Source organism: Streptomyces sp. NPDC047117 (assembly GCF_040643545.1).
Classification (GTDB): domain Bacteria; phylum Actinomycetota; class Actinomycetes; order Streptomycetales; family Streptomycetaceae; genus Streptomyces.
Genome location: NZ_JBEYUN010000029.1, coordinates 12,517 through 27,378, shown reverse-complemented (window position 1 = coordinate 27,378; position 14,862 = coordinate 12,517). Strand labels below are relative to the sequence as shown.

Below are 14,862 nucleotides of genomic sequence, written 5' to 3'. Positions count from 1 at the left end.
CGGAATACGGCACACCGCGCCCCTCCCGGGAATCCGCGATGACGTCGCCAACACTTGCCATGGCGCCATAGTGGTGCCATATTGGCGCCATGGACCTCGCCCCCTACGTCGACCGCCTCCGTCGCGAGCTGGAGTCGGCCGTCCGGCTGGCCCTGCTCGACGCACTGTCCGACGCCACGGCCGAGACCACCCGCGACCTGACGCCGGACCCGGTGGACGTACGCCCCGGCCCGGCGGAGGGCGAGGCGGGCGGCACGGCCCGCATCAACTTCCGCCTGCCGACCCACCTCAAGATCCGGACCGAGGAGGCCGCAGCGCGCGAGGGACTGTCGGTCAACACCTGGCTGGTGCGGGCCACCGCCGCGGCCCTGGAGCCGGGAGCGCGCGACCACCCCGCCGGACGTGGCCACCACGGTCCACAGAAATACACGGGCTGGGTCCGCTAGGACCCGCCCCACCGGACCGCCTGCTCGCCACTCCGCACCACCTGCTCGCCATTCGACTGACGAGCCGCCACCCAACCGACAAGACACCAACCCAACCAACGAGACACCGACTCCCGATGGAGGCCACTCCTCATGCCCGAGGCTCTCTCACCGGTTCCCGGACTGCCGACTTCCCGCCCCGCGGACTGCCCCTTCGCCCCGCCCGCCGACCTGGGGCGGCTGCGCGAGGAACGGCCGCTGCGCCGGATGCGCTTCCCGGACGGCCACCTGGGCTGGCTGGCCACCGGACATTCGGCGGTCCGTGCGGTACTCGGCGACCCCCGGTTCAGTTCGCGGTACGACCTGATGCACGCCCCGACGCCGTACGACGGCGAGGTGGAGATGGGCCCGGCCCCGGTCGGCGACATGACCGGGATCGATCCGCCCCACCACACCCGCTACCGGCGGCTGCTGATGGGCAAGTTCACAGTCCGCCGGATGCGGGCGCTCACCGAGCGCGTCGAGCAGATCGCCGTCGAGCACCTGGACGCGATGGAACGCCAGGGTCCGTCGGTGGACCTGGTGGCGGCGTACGCGCATCCCGTACCCGCCCTCATGATCTGCGAGCTGCTGGGCGTACCGGCGGCCGAGCGCGACCGCTTCAAGCGCCAGGCCGCCGGGATATCCCGTACCGATGCCTCCCTGGAGGAGCAGTTCGCGGCCCTGTCCGCACTGCAGGAGCTGATCGCCGAGCTGGTGGTGGCCAAGCGCGCCCGGCCGACCGACGATCTGCTCAGCGATCTGACCACCACGGACCTGACCGACGAGGAACTGGCCGGACTGGGCGGCTTTCTGCTGGCGGCCGGGCTGGACACCACCGCCAACATGCTGGCGCTCGGCACCTTCGCGCTGCTGAGCCACCCGGAGCAGGCGGCCTCCCTGCGTGCGGACCCCGGACTCGTCGACCAGGCCGTCGAGGAACTGCTGCGGTATCTGAGCATCACCCACACCGGAGTGCGCTCAGCCCTGCAGGACGTGGAGCTGGACGGCCAGTTGATCCGGGCCGGCGAGTCGGTCGTGGTGTCGGTACAGGCAGCCAATCGGGACCCTGCGCGGTTCGCGGACCCCGACACGCTGGACCTGCACCGCAAGGCCACCGGGCACCTCGCGTTCGGCCACGGCATCCACCAGTGCCTGGGCCAGCAACTGGCCCGCGTCGAAATGCGCGTCGCCTTCCCGGCGCTCTTCGCCCGCTTCCCGACGCTCCGCCTCGCCGTCCCGCCGGAGGAGGTGCCGATGCGCCCCGAAGCGAACATCCACGGGGTCCACAGCCTGCCCGTCACCTGGGACACGGAGTAGCCCGGCGCGCGCGTCGACCTCGACCCACGGTTGCAATATGTACCCCCGGGGGGTATACATACGTACGTGACAGGTACCCCCTAGGGGTACCCGGGATGCCTGTCACGTACGAAATCAGCAACCTCGCCAGGAGGAACCATGTCCAACTGCTGTACGCCCGACGGCAGCTGCCAGACCGACGGCGCTCAGAGTACGGCGACCGCCGTCGCCGACAGCCGGACCACGGTGTACGCGATCGCCGGAATGACCTGCGGCCACTGCAAGTCGACGCTCACCAAGGCGATCGGCGAGGTCGACGGCGTACTGAGCGTCGAGGTCGATGTCGAGGCCGGCTTGGCGAGCGTGGCTGCCGACCGGGAGCTGGACGACGCGAAGATCGCGGAGGTCGTCGACGAGGCCGGCTACGAGCTGACCGGCCGCGCGGCCTGACGGCCGGCCGCCGCCACGGGGCCCGGCCTCTCACCGTCGGGCCCGGCCACTCAACGTCGGGCCCGGCCGCCACCGTCGGGCCCGACCGCTCAACCCTGCTGCGCCGCGACCCGGTTGGCATCTCCCCCATCGCTTCTGTTCCAGGTGAGGCTCACGGAGAAGTTGGCCGCCGTCGCCGTACTGGCGATCACCACGTCCGCCTCGGCCGACAGGGACACCCCGAATTCCAGCGTGCTCTCGTCCGGTGCGTTCGCCGGCCCCCTGAACCGCCCCACGAAGCTCTCCGCCACCGGCCGTACGGTGTCCAGCATCTCGCCGAGCGTCCGTTCGGCCCACGCGGACGAGCGTCTCGTCCGCCTCCCGGATCTGGACCCGGTAGGTGGAGAGCGTAGCGGCGTCAGAACACCGGTGCGGATTCCGTAAGCTCGGAGCACCTCGTTGATGACGGCTCCCCCCGGAGGGCATGTGCCAACGCTCCAACGGATCACTGCACGCAACGCCCGCTTCCAGCAATGGGAGTCGCTGATCGGCAACCGGAACAAGCGGTCCCGGGCAGGTGAGTTCCTCGTCCAGGGCGTGCGCCCGATCTCCTTGGCAGTGCAGTTCGACTGGCCCATCAGGGCGTTGATTTACGACGGTGAGCGGCCGTTGTCGCAGTGGGCGAAGGAGCTGCTGCGAAGGGTGGACGCCGAGCACATAGCCATGGCGCCCGACCTGTTGGCGGACCTCGGAGAGAAGAGCGGGAGCGCCCCGGAGATGGTCGCCGTCGTCGGAATGCCCGCCGACGATCTCAGCCGGTTCGGAGGAGAAGGCAGTTTCCTGGGCGTCATGTTCGACCGCCCGACGAGTCCGGGGAACATCGGCAGCATCATCCGGTCCGCGGACGCCTTCGGGGCGCACGGCCTCATCGTGTCGGGGCACGCCGCCGACGTGTACGACCCCAAGTCCGTGCGTGCCAGCACGGGTTCCCTCTTCGCCGTGCCGGCCGTGCGCGTATCTTCGCCCGGCACGGTGATGCCCTGGGTCGACGCACGGCGGGCCGCGGGTGAGCCGATCGTCCTGGTCGGCACGGACGAAAAGGGGGACTGCGATGTCTTCGACTTCGACTTCACCCAGCCGGTACTGCTGCTCGTCGGCAACGAGACGTCCGGGCTGAGCAATGCGTGGCGGAACCTGTGCGACCACACGGTCCGCATACCGATGACCGGCGCGGCGAGTTCCCTCAACGCCGCCAACGCCGCCACGGCTGTGCTGTACGAGGCACACCGCCAACGCATCGCCGCGGCGCGACGCCGGTCCTGACGCAACCACCGGCGCGGGCTGACTCGCCGGGCGGCCCCGCTGTCACACCCTCACGTCGACCCGGTTGCCGGTCATCGTGACGGGGCTCGCACTTCGATCGCCAGCGGGGAGCCGGGCGCGTCAGGAATTCCCTACGGAACCTTTACCGAAACCACAGGTGTCATGGCGTCACCGATTTCGACGCTGGTACCCGGGCTGGTGCAGTGTGTCGCACCCTGGAATTTGCCCGACCAGTCCACCTTCTTTCCACCCGCCTCAGGGGTGTAGAAGGTCGTCTTCGTGCCGTCCGTCTTGACCGAGCGCGTCTCACTCGACGACGCGGCCGTCGCCGGAGAACCGCCGGCGGAATAGATCAACTGGCCCTTGCAATGGACCGTGACGGTCGGCTCGCTGCCGGCGCACTCGACGCGGGTCTTGTAAATGACACTCTTGGCCCCCTTGGACCAGTGCGGCCTGTCGGCCGACGCCTTGCACACGAACTTGCGCGCATCGGCCGCGTGGTGGCTACTAGCCATTGCGGGGCCGGCGCTCAGACCGCCGGCCATGGTGAGGCTCGTAGCAAAAACGGCGATCGCGCGGAGTGAGTTACGCATACGTCTTCCCCCTGTTTCTCATCGCGGTGGGCCAGGTCACGGCCCTGCATGCGGGCCACAGCCCTGCATGGATGTCCGGAACGGAGATTACGCAGAGGGGCGGCAGACGATCAATGGCATTCCAGATCCCGGCACACCTCGAACGACACCGAGCGGTTGATATTCCGGAATTACCCGACATGAAGGTCGCGGAAAGTCAGGAACAGGCGCGTCCAACATGTGACATGGCATTCCGGCGCGCAGAGCGTCACACGAAACGTCGCACTGACTACAGCGCCATGGGCGCTCACAACGTCACTGGGCCGCTATCAGGGCCGGGCGGTTACGATCGGCCCCATGCGCGTACGAGAAGTGGATCCGCGGGACACCACCTGGGAACAGGACGACGCCACCTATCGGGCGTGCTTCTGGGACAGGTCGGCGAAAGCGTCGGACGACTACGAGGTGACCGGCGCCGACGTCGACGAAGTCCTGGCCTGGGCACGCGCCAAGGCGGCGGAGACCGGGTCGGCCTACACGCTGTACGTGCGCGTCACCGACGAGGGCAGGCCGGGGCTGGTCCGCCTCAGCGGGGTGGCGGGCGACCCGTTCGCCTGACCCCCTCGCCCGTCCGGAGCGCGTCTCCGCCACACCGAAGCCGGTACCTCAGGCACCTCACCCGAGGCACCGGCTTCGTGCATGACCGCACACGTGCAAGCGCCCCACCGCGGACTCCGCCGACCCGCATTGCCGCCCCCTCCCGGCCCCGTGCCGCGGAACGCCCTTCGACGTGATCCGTGACCTCAATGGCCCCTCGGCCGATACTGGTGCCGGACCTTGCGGCGGGGCCCGCCGGAAGGCACGTCGGGCCGCCGGGGACGGCCAAGATCGAGAGCTGGGCATGACCACCGTGGCCTGCGGCAACACTGCTCAGAGGGCTTGCTTGAGGACTCACCAGGAGGTATCCGTGAAGATGCTGATGAATGTGCCGGAGAGTGTCGTTGCGGACGCGTTGCGGGGGATGGCGGCGGCGCATCCGGAGCTGGTCGTGGACGTCGAGGGGCGCGTCGTGGTGCGGCGGGACGCGCCGGTCTCCGGGAAGGTCGCGCTGGTGTCGGGCGGCGGCAGTGGGCACGAGCCGCTGCACGGGGGATTCGTCGGGCCCGGCATGCTGGACGCGGCGTGCCCGGGCGAGGTCTTCACCTCGCCGGTACCGGACCAGATGGTGCGCGCCGCGGCCGCCGTGGACAGCGGCAAGGGCGTGCTGTTCATCGTGAAGAACTACACCGGTGACGTGCTGAACTTCCAGATGGCGGCGGAACTGGCGGAGGACGAGGGCGTACAGGTCGCCAGCGTGCTCGTCAACGACGACGTGGCGGTGGAGGACTCCACGTTCACGGCGGGACGGCGCGGCACGGGGGCGACGCTCTTCGTGGAGAAGGTGGCCGGCGCCGCGGCCGAGGAGGGCCGGCCGCTGGAGCGCGTCGAGGCGCTCGCCCGCCAGGTCGTGGAGTCCTCGCGGAGCTTCGGTGTGGCGCTCAGCTCCTGTACGACGCCGTCGAAGGGAACTCCGTCGTTCGATCTGCCCGCCGGGGAACTGGAGTTCGGTGTGGGCATCCACGGCGAGCCCGGCCGGGAGCGGCGGCCGATGATGACCTCGGGCGAGATCGCCGACGCCTCGGTGGGCGCGATCCTGCAGGACTGGCAGCCGCGCGGACCGGTGCTGGCGCTGGTCAACGGTATGGGCGCGACGCCACTGCTGGAGCTCTACGGCTTCAACGCGGAGGTGCAGCGGGTGCTCGCCGAGCACGGCGTGCCCGTGGCCCGTACGCTCGTGGGCAACTACGTCACCTCGCTGGACATGGCGGGCTGCTCGGTGACGCTGTGCCAGGCGGACGAAGAGGTGCTCCGCCTGTGGGACGCGCCGGTGCAGACGCCCGGACTACGGTGGGGCCGCTGACCTGCCAGGATCGACTGCCCGCCCGCGAGTGCCCGTACCCCCTCCCCGTAACCGTCTCCGCACCCGTACTCGTACTGTCCCCGTACTTGTCCCCAGTTCGTCCCGTACTCGTATCCCTACGCGTACCGCAGACCTCAGGAGCAGCACGTGACCGAAACGGCCCTCGACGCCGCGCTCTTCATCCGCTGGATGCAGGCTGCCGCCGCCCGGGTGAACCAGGAGGCCGAGCGCCTCACCGAGCTGGACTCCCCCATCGGCGACGCCGACCACGGCAGCAACCTGCAGCGTGGCTTCACCGCCGTCGCCAAGGTGCTGGAGTCGGAACCGCCGGCGACGCCCGGTGCCGTACTGACCACCGCCGGACGGCAGTTGATCTCGACCGTGGGCGGCGCCTCGGGACCGCTGTACGGGACGCTGCTGCGCCGTGCGGGCAAGGCCCTGGGCGACGCGCCGGGCGTGACCGCCGAGGAGCTGCGCGCTGCGCTCCGCGGCGGGGTCGACGCGGTCGCTCAGCTCGGCGGCTCGGCGGTGGGCGACAAGACGATGCTCGACGCGCTGGACCCGGCGGTCGAGGCGCTGGGCACCTCCTTCGCGGCCGCCGCCGAGGCCGCGGAGAAGGGCGCGGTCGACACCACGCCGCTCCAAGCCCGCAAGGGCCGGGCCAGCTACCTGGGCGAACGCAGCATCGGGCACCAGGACCCGGGGGCGACCTCGTCGGCGTTGTTGTTCGCCGCACTCGCGGAGGTGACCGGATGAGCGCGGACACACCGGTCGGCATCGTGCTGGTCTCGCACAGCCGCGCGGTGGCCGAGGCGGTCGCGGAGCTGGCCACCGGGCTGGCGGGCGGCGACGCGAAGGCGCCGGTCGCGGCGGCGGGCGGCACGCCCGACGGCGGGCTCGGGACGAGCGCCGAGCTGATCACCGAGGCGGCCCGTACGGTCGACCGCGGCGCGGGCGTGGCCGTCCTGGTGGACCTGGGCAGCGCCGTCCTGACGGTGAAGGCGCTGCTCGCCGAGGGCGACGAACTGCCGGAGGGCACGCGGCTGGTGGACGCGCCGTTCCTGGAGGGCGCGGTGGCCGCCGTGGTCACGGCCTCGGCCGGCGCCGACCTGGACGCGGTGGCCACGGCTGCCGCGGAGGCGTACTCCTACCGCAAGGAGTGAGCGAGGCACGGCCGGGTGGGGTCGGGTCGGTGCGGGCGCCTGCACCTCGGGGCGCCGCACCGGCCCGGTGACGTACCGGTTTCCCGTACGTCCGCATCGTGGGCCCGCAGTCGCCGCCTACGCGCCGACCGCCCCCAGCGCCGTCATCATGCCGAGGCCGTCGGACACGACCCAGTACTCGGTGAAGCGGCCGTCGCCGGCCCGGAAGAGGTCCTGGCCGGCGAAGGCGACCCGCGTGCCGGGCGGCGCGGTGGTGCCGGGGATGCCGCCGCGGTAGGCACCGTGGAACGTCCAGCGCGCGGCCACCATGCCGTCGCCGACCACCGGGCCCGCGTCGAGCGTGACCTTGATGTCGTCGAAGTACTCGTACGACCGGCGGATCTGCTCGGCGGTCTCCTGCGGTCCGTGCACGTCGAACGTGGGCCAGTGGCCGACGAAGCCGGGGGCGAGGATCTCCTCGGCCACGGCGAAATCACCGTGCCACAGGTCGATGAGCCAGCGCCGGTAGAGCGCCTCCAGAGGGTCCATGGTCGTCTCGGTGTGGTCCATGTGAGCCATGCATCCAGTGTGCCTGCGCGGGCGCGGACGGACGGGATTATCACGCCCTCCGCCCCCGCCCGTCGGCTCACAGCACCACCGGCAGGGCCTCCAGGCCCCGCATCAACCGGGTGTGGCGGTACCGCAGTTCGGTGGCGGGGACGGCCAGGCGGAGGCGGGGGAAGCGGGTGAGGAGGGTGGTCAGTGCCGTTGTGGCCTCGGCGCGGGCGAGCGGGGCGCCCAGGCAGCGGTGGATGCCGTGGCCGAACGCGAGGTGGCCGGCCGCGTCGCGGTCGAGGTCGAGCGCGTCCGGGTCGGCGTACCGCGCCGGATCGCGGTTGGCGGCGCCGGGCGAGACCAGCACGGGCGCTCCGGCCGGTACGTCCGTCCCGGCCAGCGTCAGCGGCTCGGTGGCGTACCGGAACGTGGCGACGCCCACCGGGGAGTCGTACCGCAGCAGTTCGTCGAGGGCCGCGGGGGCCAGGTCGGGGCGGTCGCGCAGCCGGGCGGCGGCGTCCGGGTGGGCGAGCAGGGCGAGCACCGCGTTGCCGATCAGGTTCGTGGTGGTCTCGTGCCCGGCGACCAGGATCAGGACGGCGAGCGAGACCAGTTCGTCCTCGCCGAGCCGGTCGGTGCCGTCGCGCGCGGCGATCAGCGCGGACAGCAGGCCTTCATCGGGCGCCGCGCGCTTCGCCGCGACCAGTCGGCCGAAATACTCCGCCACCTCGTGCGACGCCGCGTCGATGCGGTCCGGCGCACCCGCCTCGAACAGCTGGTCCGACCAGGCCCGCAGCTGCGCGCGGTCCGCCTCGGGCACGCCGAGGAGGTGGCAGATGACGGTGACCGGGAGCGGTACGGCGAGCCCGGCGACGAGGTCGACGGTGTCCCCCGGCCGCCAGTCCCGGGTCAGTTCGGCGGTCAGCCCGTCGAGGTACGGGCGGAGCCGGGCGGCGGCGCCCGTGGTGAAGGCGGGGGCCACCAGGCGGCGCAGCCGGGTGTGGTCCGGCGGGTCGGTGGCGAGCATGGTGTGGCCGAGCGCGGGGTGCAGCCGGCGGTTGCTGGGCCGGTCGGCGAAGTAGCGTGCGGTGTCCTTGGACAGCCGGGGGTCGGCGAGCGCGGCGCGGGCGGCGGCGTAGCCGGTGACGAGGAAGGCCGGCGGGCCGTCGCCGCGCGGCGGGAGGGGGTGCACGGGGGCCGCGGACCGCAGTTGGGCATAGGTGGCGTAGGGGTCCCGGAAGAAGTCCGGACCGTAGAGATGCGCGCTCATGGTGTCAGTACCGTAATACCGTGCCCGCATGACGACGACGCCATCGGACGCCCCCATGGACGCCACGGACTTCGCGACGCCCATCACTGCGCGGTACTTCGAGGACTACGTACCGGGAGCGGTCTACACCTACGGCAGCATCACGCTCACCGAGGAGGAGATCCTCGACTTCGCGCGGCGGTTCGACCCGCAGAGCTTCCACACCGACCCGGTGGCGGCGGCGGACGGGCCGTTCAAGGGACTGATCGCGAGCGGCTGGCACACGAGCGCGGTGATGATGCGGCTCTACGCCGACCATTACGTCAGCAAGGTGGCGAGCCTGGCGTCACCCGGCGTGGACGAACTGCGCTGGGTACGGCCCGTCCGGCCGGGCGACACACTGTCGATCCGTACGACGGTCCTGGACGCGCGTGTGTCCCGGTCCAAGCCGGACCGGGGCATCGTGCGCACCGGGATCGAAGTGCTCAACCAGCGGGACGAATCGGTGCTGACCCTGACGGCCCTGAACTTCTTCGCCCGCAGGCCCGAGCACCGGTCCTAGCGGTTCTTGCACGGCCGCCCGGTACTGGCGTTCGGCAATGGCCCGGTCCTAGCGGCCTTCCAGGCGCAGCTGCACCTCTTCCTCCTGGTCGCCCGCCGCCGTGCCGACGACGGAGACCACGAAGGCGGGCAGCAGCGCCTTCCGCAGCTGGTCGACCGCCTGATAGCCGCCCTGCAGGGTGACCGTGCAGGGGGCCGAGAGCCGAGTGGGCCCGGGCTTGTCGCGACCCTGATTGACGTCGAAGGTCGCGGTCCACACGCTCGGTCCCCCGCCTGCCGTCTCGCGGGGCACGTCGTCCGCGTCACGGTCGGACACGAAAGACGTCTGCAGCGCGGTGAAGATGGCCTGCGCATCCTCCGGCCTGCATCCGCTGCACTCGACCGTGACCTCCGCCGCGTGCCCCGCCTGCGTCTCCTGGTGCGCGCTGTCCACTGTGCAACCTTCCTGTCGAGCCGTACGCGGATACCGTCCCCGTCCAGGCTCACCCCGCGGGATCGCGTGTGCGACCGGGAGGAGCGGGTGTCCGCGCATTGTCACTCGCCCAGCGGTACGAGTGAGATCAGCCGGGTGCCCGGGCGGGCCGGTCCGGAAACCGGAGTCCGGCGGGTGAGCCGTCACAGGTGGCATGGCCGCCGCCCGCACACCCTCCCCGGGAAGTGTGGTGCGCGGCCACATACGCGGCTCGTCCCCCGCTTCCTACCGTGTGGCGACATCGCAACGTCCCCCTTCCGGTTCCGGAGTGAGCCCATGGCCGCCACCGCGCACGTCCCACCATCCCCCGCCGGCCTGCGGCGCATCGTCGCCGCGAGCCTGATCGGCACCACCGTCGAGTGGTACGACTTCTTCCTCTACGGATCGGCCGCCGCGCTGGTCTTCAACAAGCTGTTCTTCCCGGACTCCGACCCGCTGGTGGGCACGCTGCTGTCGTTCCTGACGTACGCGGTCGGGTTCGCGGCCCGACCCGTCGGCGCGCTGGTCTTCGGGCACTACGGTGACCGGCTCGGCCGCAAGAAGCTGCTGGTGCTGAGCCTGCTGATGATGGGCGGCGCGACGTTCGCCATCGGGCTGCTGCCCACGCACGCCACGGTCGGCTCGGCCGCGCCGCTGCTGCTGACGCTGCTGCGGCTCGTCCAGGGCTTCGCGCTGGGCGGCGAGTGGGGCGGCGCCGTGCTGCTGGTGAGCGAGCACGGCGACGCGCGGCGGCGCGGCTTCTGGGCGTCCTGGCCGCAGACCGGCGCACCGGCCGGGCAGCTGCTGGCCACCGGGGTGCTCGCGGCGCTGACCGCGCTGCTGCCGGAGGCGGCGTTCGTGTCGTGGGGCTGGCGTATCCCGTTCCTGCTCTCCGGCGTGCTGGTGATTCTCGGGCTGTGGATCCGGCTGTCGGTGGACGAGTCGCCGGTGTTCAAGGCGGCGCTGGCACAGGCGGCGGCGCGCAAGGGCACGGAGTCGGCGGCGGAGCGGCTGCCGCTCGTCGCGGTGCTGCGGCACCACTGGCGGGACGTACTGATCGCGATGGGCGCGCGGATGGCCGAGAACATCTCGTACTACGTGCTCACGGCGTTCGTCCTCGTCTACGCCACCGAGCACAGCGGGCTGTCCCAGCAGATCGCCCTGAACGCCGTACTCATCGCCTCCGCACTGCACTTCGCGGTGATCCCGGCGTGGGGCGCGCTCTCGGACCGCGTGGGCCGGCGGCCGGTGTACCTCGTCGGCGCACTGGGGGTCGCGGCCTGGGCGTTCCCCTTCTTCGCGCTGGTCGACAGCGGGAACTTCGGGCTGCTGCTGCTCGCGGTGACCGTCGGGCTGGTGTTCCACGGGGCGATGTACGCGCCGCAGGCCGCGTTCTTCGCGGAGATGTTCGCGACGCGGATGCGGTACTCGGGCGCGTCGATCGGAGCCCAGTTCTCCTCGGTCGCGGCGGGCGCGCCGGCGCCGCTGATCGCGACCGCGCTGCTGGCGGACTACGGCAGCCCGACGCCGATCGCGCTGTACGTCATCGCCGCGGCGGTACTGACCCTGATCGCCCTGTACGCGGCCAAGGAAACCCGCAACCGGGACCTGACGGCGGTCGAGCCGGAATCCGCGCCGGCGAAGGAGAACGCACGGGCGGCGGAGGCGGGGTTGGGCTGAGGGGCCTCCCAGCGGCTGCGCACGGCGAAGGTGGCGTTGTCCACAGGCAGCCCCGGCTGTCGGTGGGGAGCGCTACCTTCGGCTTATGTGCGGTGGAGGTGGGGGAGGGGCCTTGCCGCGGGGGTGGGGCGGCTCTCCCGTCGGTTGGGGAGAGGGAGGGGCCCTGCCAGGGAATCTGGAGCGGCCCCGCCAGGGAAGCCGAAGCTACTCGCCCAGCGCCGCCGACAGCTGATGCAGTCGCAAGGCCAGTTGCAGCTCCAGGGCTCGGGACGGGGACTGCCAGCCCGGGCCGAGGAGGCGGCCGATGCGGTCCAGGCGCTGGGCGACCGTGTTGACGTGCACGTGGAGCGTGTCCTTCGTACGGGCCGGGCTCATGCCGCTCTCGAAGTACGCGTTCAGGGTGCGCAGCAGGTCCGTGCCGCGGCGCTCGTCGTAGTCCACGACCTCGCCGAGCGTGCGGCGTACGAAGCCGTCGACGTCGCGGCCGTCGGCCAGCAGCAGGCCGAGGAACCCGAAGTCCTCGGCGGCGGCGCCCTGGCCGCAGCGGCCGAGCACGCGCAGCGCCTCGCGGCAGCGCCGGGCCTGTGCGTAGGCCGTGGCGACGGCGGCGGGCGTGGCGGCCGGCGCGGGTACGGGCGCGGAGGCGCCGACGGTGACCGGTGCGTGGACGGCGGCGCCGAGCTGGCGGGCGGCCTTCCCGGCCGCCTCGCCCGGCTCGTCGTCCCGGCCCAGCGGGAGCAGCAGGACGACGCCGGCGTCCCGCGCCGCGGCCAGTCCCTGGCGGGTGGCGGCGAGGTGGGAGGCGGCGGACCAGAGCCGCTGCCGGCCGGTGGCCCCGGCCCCGTCCGGGCCGGTGGCGGCCGGGGCGGCTCCGTCTCCCGCCGGGTCCTCGATGCGCGCGGCGAGGACGACGTGCGGCGCGTCCAGGTCGGCGGCGACCCGGGCGGCGCGCTCGCGCAGCAGCCGCGGATCGCGGTCGGGGGCGTCCAGCAGGTCGTCGAGGAGTTCGCCGCGTACCCGCTGCTCGGCTTCGCCGGCGGTGCGTCGGGCGAGCAGCAGCAGGGAGGTCACCATCGCGGCCCGTTCGAGGGTGCGCTGGTCGACGGGGTCCAGGTGGGGGTGGCCGCGCAGGACGAGCGCGCCGAGCACCTCGCTGCCGGAGCGGACGGCGGCCACCCAGTCGTCGCCGTCGCGTACCGCGTGGCCGTCGGCGGCGCGTGAGCGGTCCAGGGCGTCGGCGGGCACCCGTTCGGCGTCGGTGAACTCCACGGTGCCGTCGAGGACTTCGGCCACCGCGGCGGCCACGTCCTGTACGCCGCCGCCGCGCAGCACCAGCTCGGCGAGGCGGTCGTGGATGTCGGAGGCGCGCTCGATGACGCCGCTGCGGTCGCGGATGATCTCGTTGGCGGCCTCCAGCTCGGTCATCGCCTTGCGGGTCTCGGCGAGGAGGTTGGCGGTGTCGATGGCGACGGCCGCGTGGGCGGCGTGCGCGGAGAGCAGCGCGATCTCGGCGTGGTCGAAGACCCGGACCCGGCGGTCGGCGGCGAAGAGCACACCGATGACGCCGCTGCCGAGTTTCAGCGGTACGCCGAGGATCGCGACGAGCCCCTCGTCGCGTACGCCCGTGTCGATGGTCCGGGTGTGCTGGAAGCGCGGGTCGTCGAAGTAGCTGTCGGTGACGTAGGGGCGGGCGGTCTGCGCGACGAGGCCGCCGAGCCCCTCCCCCATGCCCAGGCGCAGCTGCTGGAAGCGGGCGGAGACCGAGCCGTCGGTGACCCGCATGTACGTGTCGCCCTCGACGGGGTCGTTGAGGGTCATGTACGCCGTCTCGGTGCCGAGCAGGGAGCGGGCGCGCTGCACGATGGCCCGCAGCACCGCGTCCAGGTCGCGCAGCCCGGCCAGGTCGTGCGCGGTTTCGTACAGCGCGGACAGCTCGGCCTCGCGGCGGCGGCGCCCCTCCAGCTCGGTGCGGACCCGCAGTGCGAGCAGCTTGGCGCGTTCCAGGGCGGCGAGCCGTTCGGGGGAGGCGCCGTCGGCCCGGGCGCGCAGTACGGCGCGTTCGAAGTCCTCGGCGGGCGCGCCGGTGGCGAGCAGGTCGAGGAAGGGGGTCTCGGCCGGTGCGGCGGACGGCTCGGCGGACTGCTGGGGTGGCATGGACCTAGGGATACCTCCGGTACGCCGCGGCGCGCCACCCTGGGTGCGGGGAGGCGCGCCGGCCTCGGTGCCGGGTGGGCCCGCGGCCGGCTCCCCTGCGCCGGCTCCGGCGTTCCCCGAGGTCAGTGCGCCGTCCATCCGCCGTCCATGGACAGCGAGGTGCCGGTGATGAAGGACGACCGGGGGCCGCAGAGGTAGGCGACGGCTTCGGCGACCTCGTCCGGCTCGACGAGCCGTTTCACGGCGGAGTCGGCGAGGAGGATCTCGGTGAGCACGCGCTCGGCGGGGATGCCGTGCGCCTCGGCCTGGTCGGCGAGCTGCTTCTCGACCAGCGGGGTGCGGACGTAGCCGGGGTTGACGCAGTTGGAGGTGACGCCGTGCTCGGCGCCCTCCAGGGCCGCGACCTTGGAGAGGCCCTCCAGGCCGTGCTTGGCGGCGACGTAGGCGGATTTGTACGGCGAGGCGCGCAGGCCGTGCACGGAGGAGATGTTGACGACGCGGCCCCAGCCCTGGGCGTACATGTGGGGCAGTGCGCCGCGCAGGAGGCGGAAGGGCGCCTCCAGCATGACCTTCAGTACGGTCGCGAAGACGTCGGGCGGGAATTCCTCGATGGGGCGGACGAGCTGGATGCCGGCGTTGTTGACGAGGATGTCGGCGCCGGCCGCGCTCTCCTCGGCGGCCTCCAGGTCGGTGAGGTCGAGGGTGACGGGCCGGAGCGCACCGGGCAGGCCGTCGGCCCGTTCCGCGAGCCGGGCGAGCCCGTCGCCGTCCCGGTCGACCGCACGGACGGTGGCGCCGTCGGCGGCCAGCCGCAGCGCGCAGGCCGCGCCGATGCCGCCGGCCGCGCCGGTGACGAGTGCCGTGCGGCCGGCGAGGCCGGACGCGGGGGCGGTACCTGGTGTGGAGGTGGCGCTCATGGGCGTCACCCTAAGCAGCACGAGATCCCGCACCGATGTGGGTGGGACCCACAAGGCTCGGCCCGGTCATGTGGCAGAACCCCAGAAAGTGGCGGGGCCCCTCGGC

At 72.3% G+C, this 14,862-nt stretch carries 17 protein-coding genes; 10 read left to right on the top strand and 7 right to left on the bottom strand.

Annotated elements, in window-relative coordinates; translation table 11 throughout:
• Positions 1-89: 89 nt before the first annotated feature.
• From ABZ840_RS35235 to ABZ840_RS35225, 3 genes are all read left to right on the top strand, one after another.
• Entirely contained in the window at positions 90-446 is a 357-nt protein-coding gene (locus tag ABZ840_RS35235) for a hypothetical protein (protein WP_361567348.1), read from the top strand.
• A gap of 132 nt (positions 447-578) precedes the next feature.
• Positions 579-1,784, top strand: a complete 1,206-nt coding sequence (locus tag ABZ840_RS35230) for a cytochrome P450 (RefSeq protein ID WP_361567345.1) — start codon at positions 579-581, stop codon at positions 1,782-1,784.
• A 138-nt stretch (positions 1,785-1,922) separates the two neighbouring features.
• A complete protein-coding gene (locus ABZ840_RS35225; RefSeq protein WP_361567342.1) occupies positions 1,923-2,213 on the top strand; it encodes a heavy-metal-associated domain-containing protein in 291 nt (96 codons plus the stop codon).
• An 89-nt stretch (positions 2,214-2,302) separates the two neighbouring features.
• On the opposite strand, the gene ABZ840_RS35220 is transcribed toward ABZ840_RS35225, so the two are convergent.
• A complete protein-coding gene (locus ABZ840_RS35220; protein ID WP_361567339.1) occupies positions 2,303-2,524 on the bottom strand; it encodes a CU044_2847 family protein in 222 nt (73 codons plus the stop codon).
• Between the two features lie 154 nt (positions 2,525-2,678).
• On the opposite strand from ABZ840_RS35220, the gene ABZ840_RS35215 reads away from it, so the two are divergent.
• The gene (locus tag ABZ840_RS35215) at positions 2,679-3,515 is read left to right on the top strand and encodes an RNA methyltransferase (protein ID WP_361567336.1); all 837 of its coding nucleotides are present in this window, start codon (positions 2,679-2,681) and stop codon (positions 3,513-3,515) included.
• A gap of 131 nt (positions 3,516-3,646) precedes the next feature.
• Here ABZ840_RS35215 and ABZ840_RS35210 read toward each other — a convergent pair whose 3' ends face one another.
• Positions 3,647-4,108 (bottom strand): hypothetical protein, encoded by a 462-nt coding sequence (locus tag ABZ840_RS35210; protein ID WP_361567333.1) that lies wholly within the window; start codon positions 4,106-4,108, stop codon positions 3,647-3,649.
• Between the two features lie 336 nt (positions 4,109-4,444).
• On the opposite strand from ABZ840_RS35210, the gene ABZ840_RS35205 reads away from it, so the two are divergent.
• The 4 genes from ABZ840_RS35205 (at position 4,445) to dhaM (ending at position 7,210) form a co-directional block, all read left to right on the top strand.
• Positions 4,445-4,705 carry a hypothetical protein gene (locus ABZ840_RS35205; RefSeq protein WP_361567330.1) on the top strand — a complete coding sequence of 87 codons (261 nt, stop codon included), beginning with the start codon at positions 4,445-4,447 and terminating at the stop codon, positions 4,703-4,705.
• A gap of 349 nt (positions 4,706-5,054) precedes the next feature.
• Positions 5,055-6,047 carry a dihydroxyacetone kinase subunit DhaK gene (gene dhaK, locus ABZ840_RS35200; protein WP_361567328.1) on the top strand — a complete coding sequence of 331 codons (993 nt, stop codon included), beginning with the start codon at positions 5,055-5,057 and terminating at the stop codon, positions 6,045-6,047.
• Between the two features lie 189 nt (positions 6,048-6,236).
• Positions 6,237-6,803: a dihydroxyacetone kinase subunit DhaL gene (gene dhaL, locus ABZ840_RS35195; RefSeq protein WP_361567448.1), complete on the top strand. Its 567-nt coding sequence runs from the start codon at positions 6,237-6,239 to the stop codon at positions 6,801-6,803.
• Positions 6,800-7,210: a dihydroxyacetone kinase phosphoryl donor subunit DhaM gene (dhaM, locus tag ABZ840_RS35190; RefSeq protein WP_361567326.1), complete on the top strand. Its 411-nt coding sequence runs from the start codon at positions 6,800-6,802 to the stop codon at positions 7,208-7,210. Before dhaL ends, dhaM begins: the two co-directional genes overlap by 4 nt.
• Before the next feature lie 117 nt (positions 7,211-7,327).
• Here the strand turns inward: dhaM and ABZ840_RS35185 are convergent, their stop codons facing one another.
• Together ABZ840_RS35185 and ABZ840_RS35180 are read right to left on the bottom strand one after the other, a co-directional pair.
• Positions 7,328-7,768, bottom strand: a complete 441-nt coding sequence (locus ABZ840_RS35185; protein WP_361567323.1) for an ester cyclase — start codon at positions 7,766-7,768, stop codon at positions 7,328-7,330.
• A 67-nt stretch (positions 7,769-7,835) separates the two neighbouring features.
• Positions 7,836-9,014 carry a cytochrome P450 gene (locus ABZ840_RS35180; protein WP_361567321.1) on the bottom strand — a complete coding sequence of 393 codons (1,179 nt, stop codon included), beginning with the start codon at positions 9,012-9,014 and terminating at the stop codon, positions 7,836-7,838.
• Positions 9,015-9,042: 28 nt separating this feature from the next.
• On the opposite strand from ABZ840_RS35180, the gene ABZ840_RS35175 reads away from it, so the two are divergent.
• On the top strand, positions 9,043-9,555 hold the full coding sequence (locus ABZ840_RS35175; RefSeq protein ID WP_361567318.1) for a MaoC family dehydratase: 513 nt from the start codon (positions 9,043-9,045) through the stop codon (positions 9,553-9,555).
• A 48-nt stretch (positions 9,556-9,603) separates the two neighbouring features.
• Here the strand turns inward: ABZ840_RS35175 and ABZ840_RS35170 are convergent, their stop codons facing one another.
• Positions 9,604-9,987 (bottom strand): hypothetical protein, encoded by a 384-nt coding sequence (locus ABZ840_RS35170; protein ID WP_361567315.1) that lies wholly within the window; start codon positions 9,985-9,987, stop codon positions 9,604-9,606.
• Positions 9,988-10,302: 315 nt separating this feature from the next.
• Here ABZ840_RS35170 and ABZ840_RS35165 point away from each other — a divergent pair, with 315 nt between their 5' ends.
• Positions 10,303-11,685 carry an MFS transporter gene (locus tag ABZ840_RS35165; RefSeq protein WP_361567313.1) on the top strand — a complete coding sequence of 461 codons (1,383 nt, stop codon included), beginning with the start codon at positions 10,303-10,305 and terminating at the stop codon, positions 11,683-11,685.
• Between the two features lie 204 nt (positions 11,686-11,889).
• Here ABZ840_RS35165 and ABZ840_RS35160 read toward each other — a convergent pair whose 3' ends face one another.
• Together ABZ840_RS35160 and ABZ840_RS35155 are read right to left on the bottom strand one after the other, a co-directional pair.
• Positions 11,890-13,839, bottom strand: a complete 1,950-nt coding sequence (locus ABZ840_RS35160; RefSeq protein ID WP_361567310.1) for a helix-turn-helix domain-containing protein — start codon at positions 13,837-13,839, stop codon at positions 11,890-11,892.
• A gap of 122 nt (positions 13,840-13,961) precedes the next feature.
• Positions 13,962-14,756 (bottom strand): 3-hydroxybutyrate dehydrogenase, encoded by a 795-nt coding sequence (locus tag ABZ840_RS35155; RefSeq protein ID WP_361567308.1) that lies wholly within the window; start codon positions 14,754-14,756, stop codon positions 13,962-13,964.
• Between the last annotated feature and the right edge of the window lie 106 nt (positions 14,757-14,862).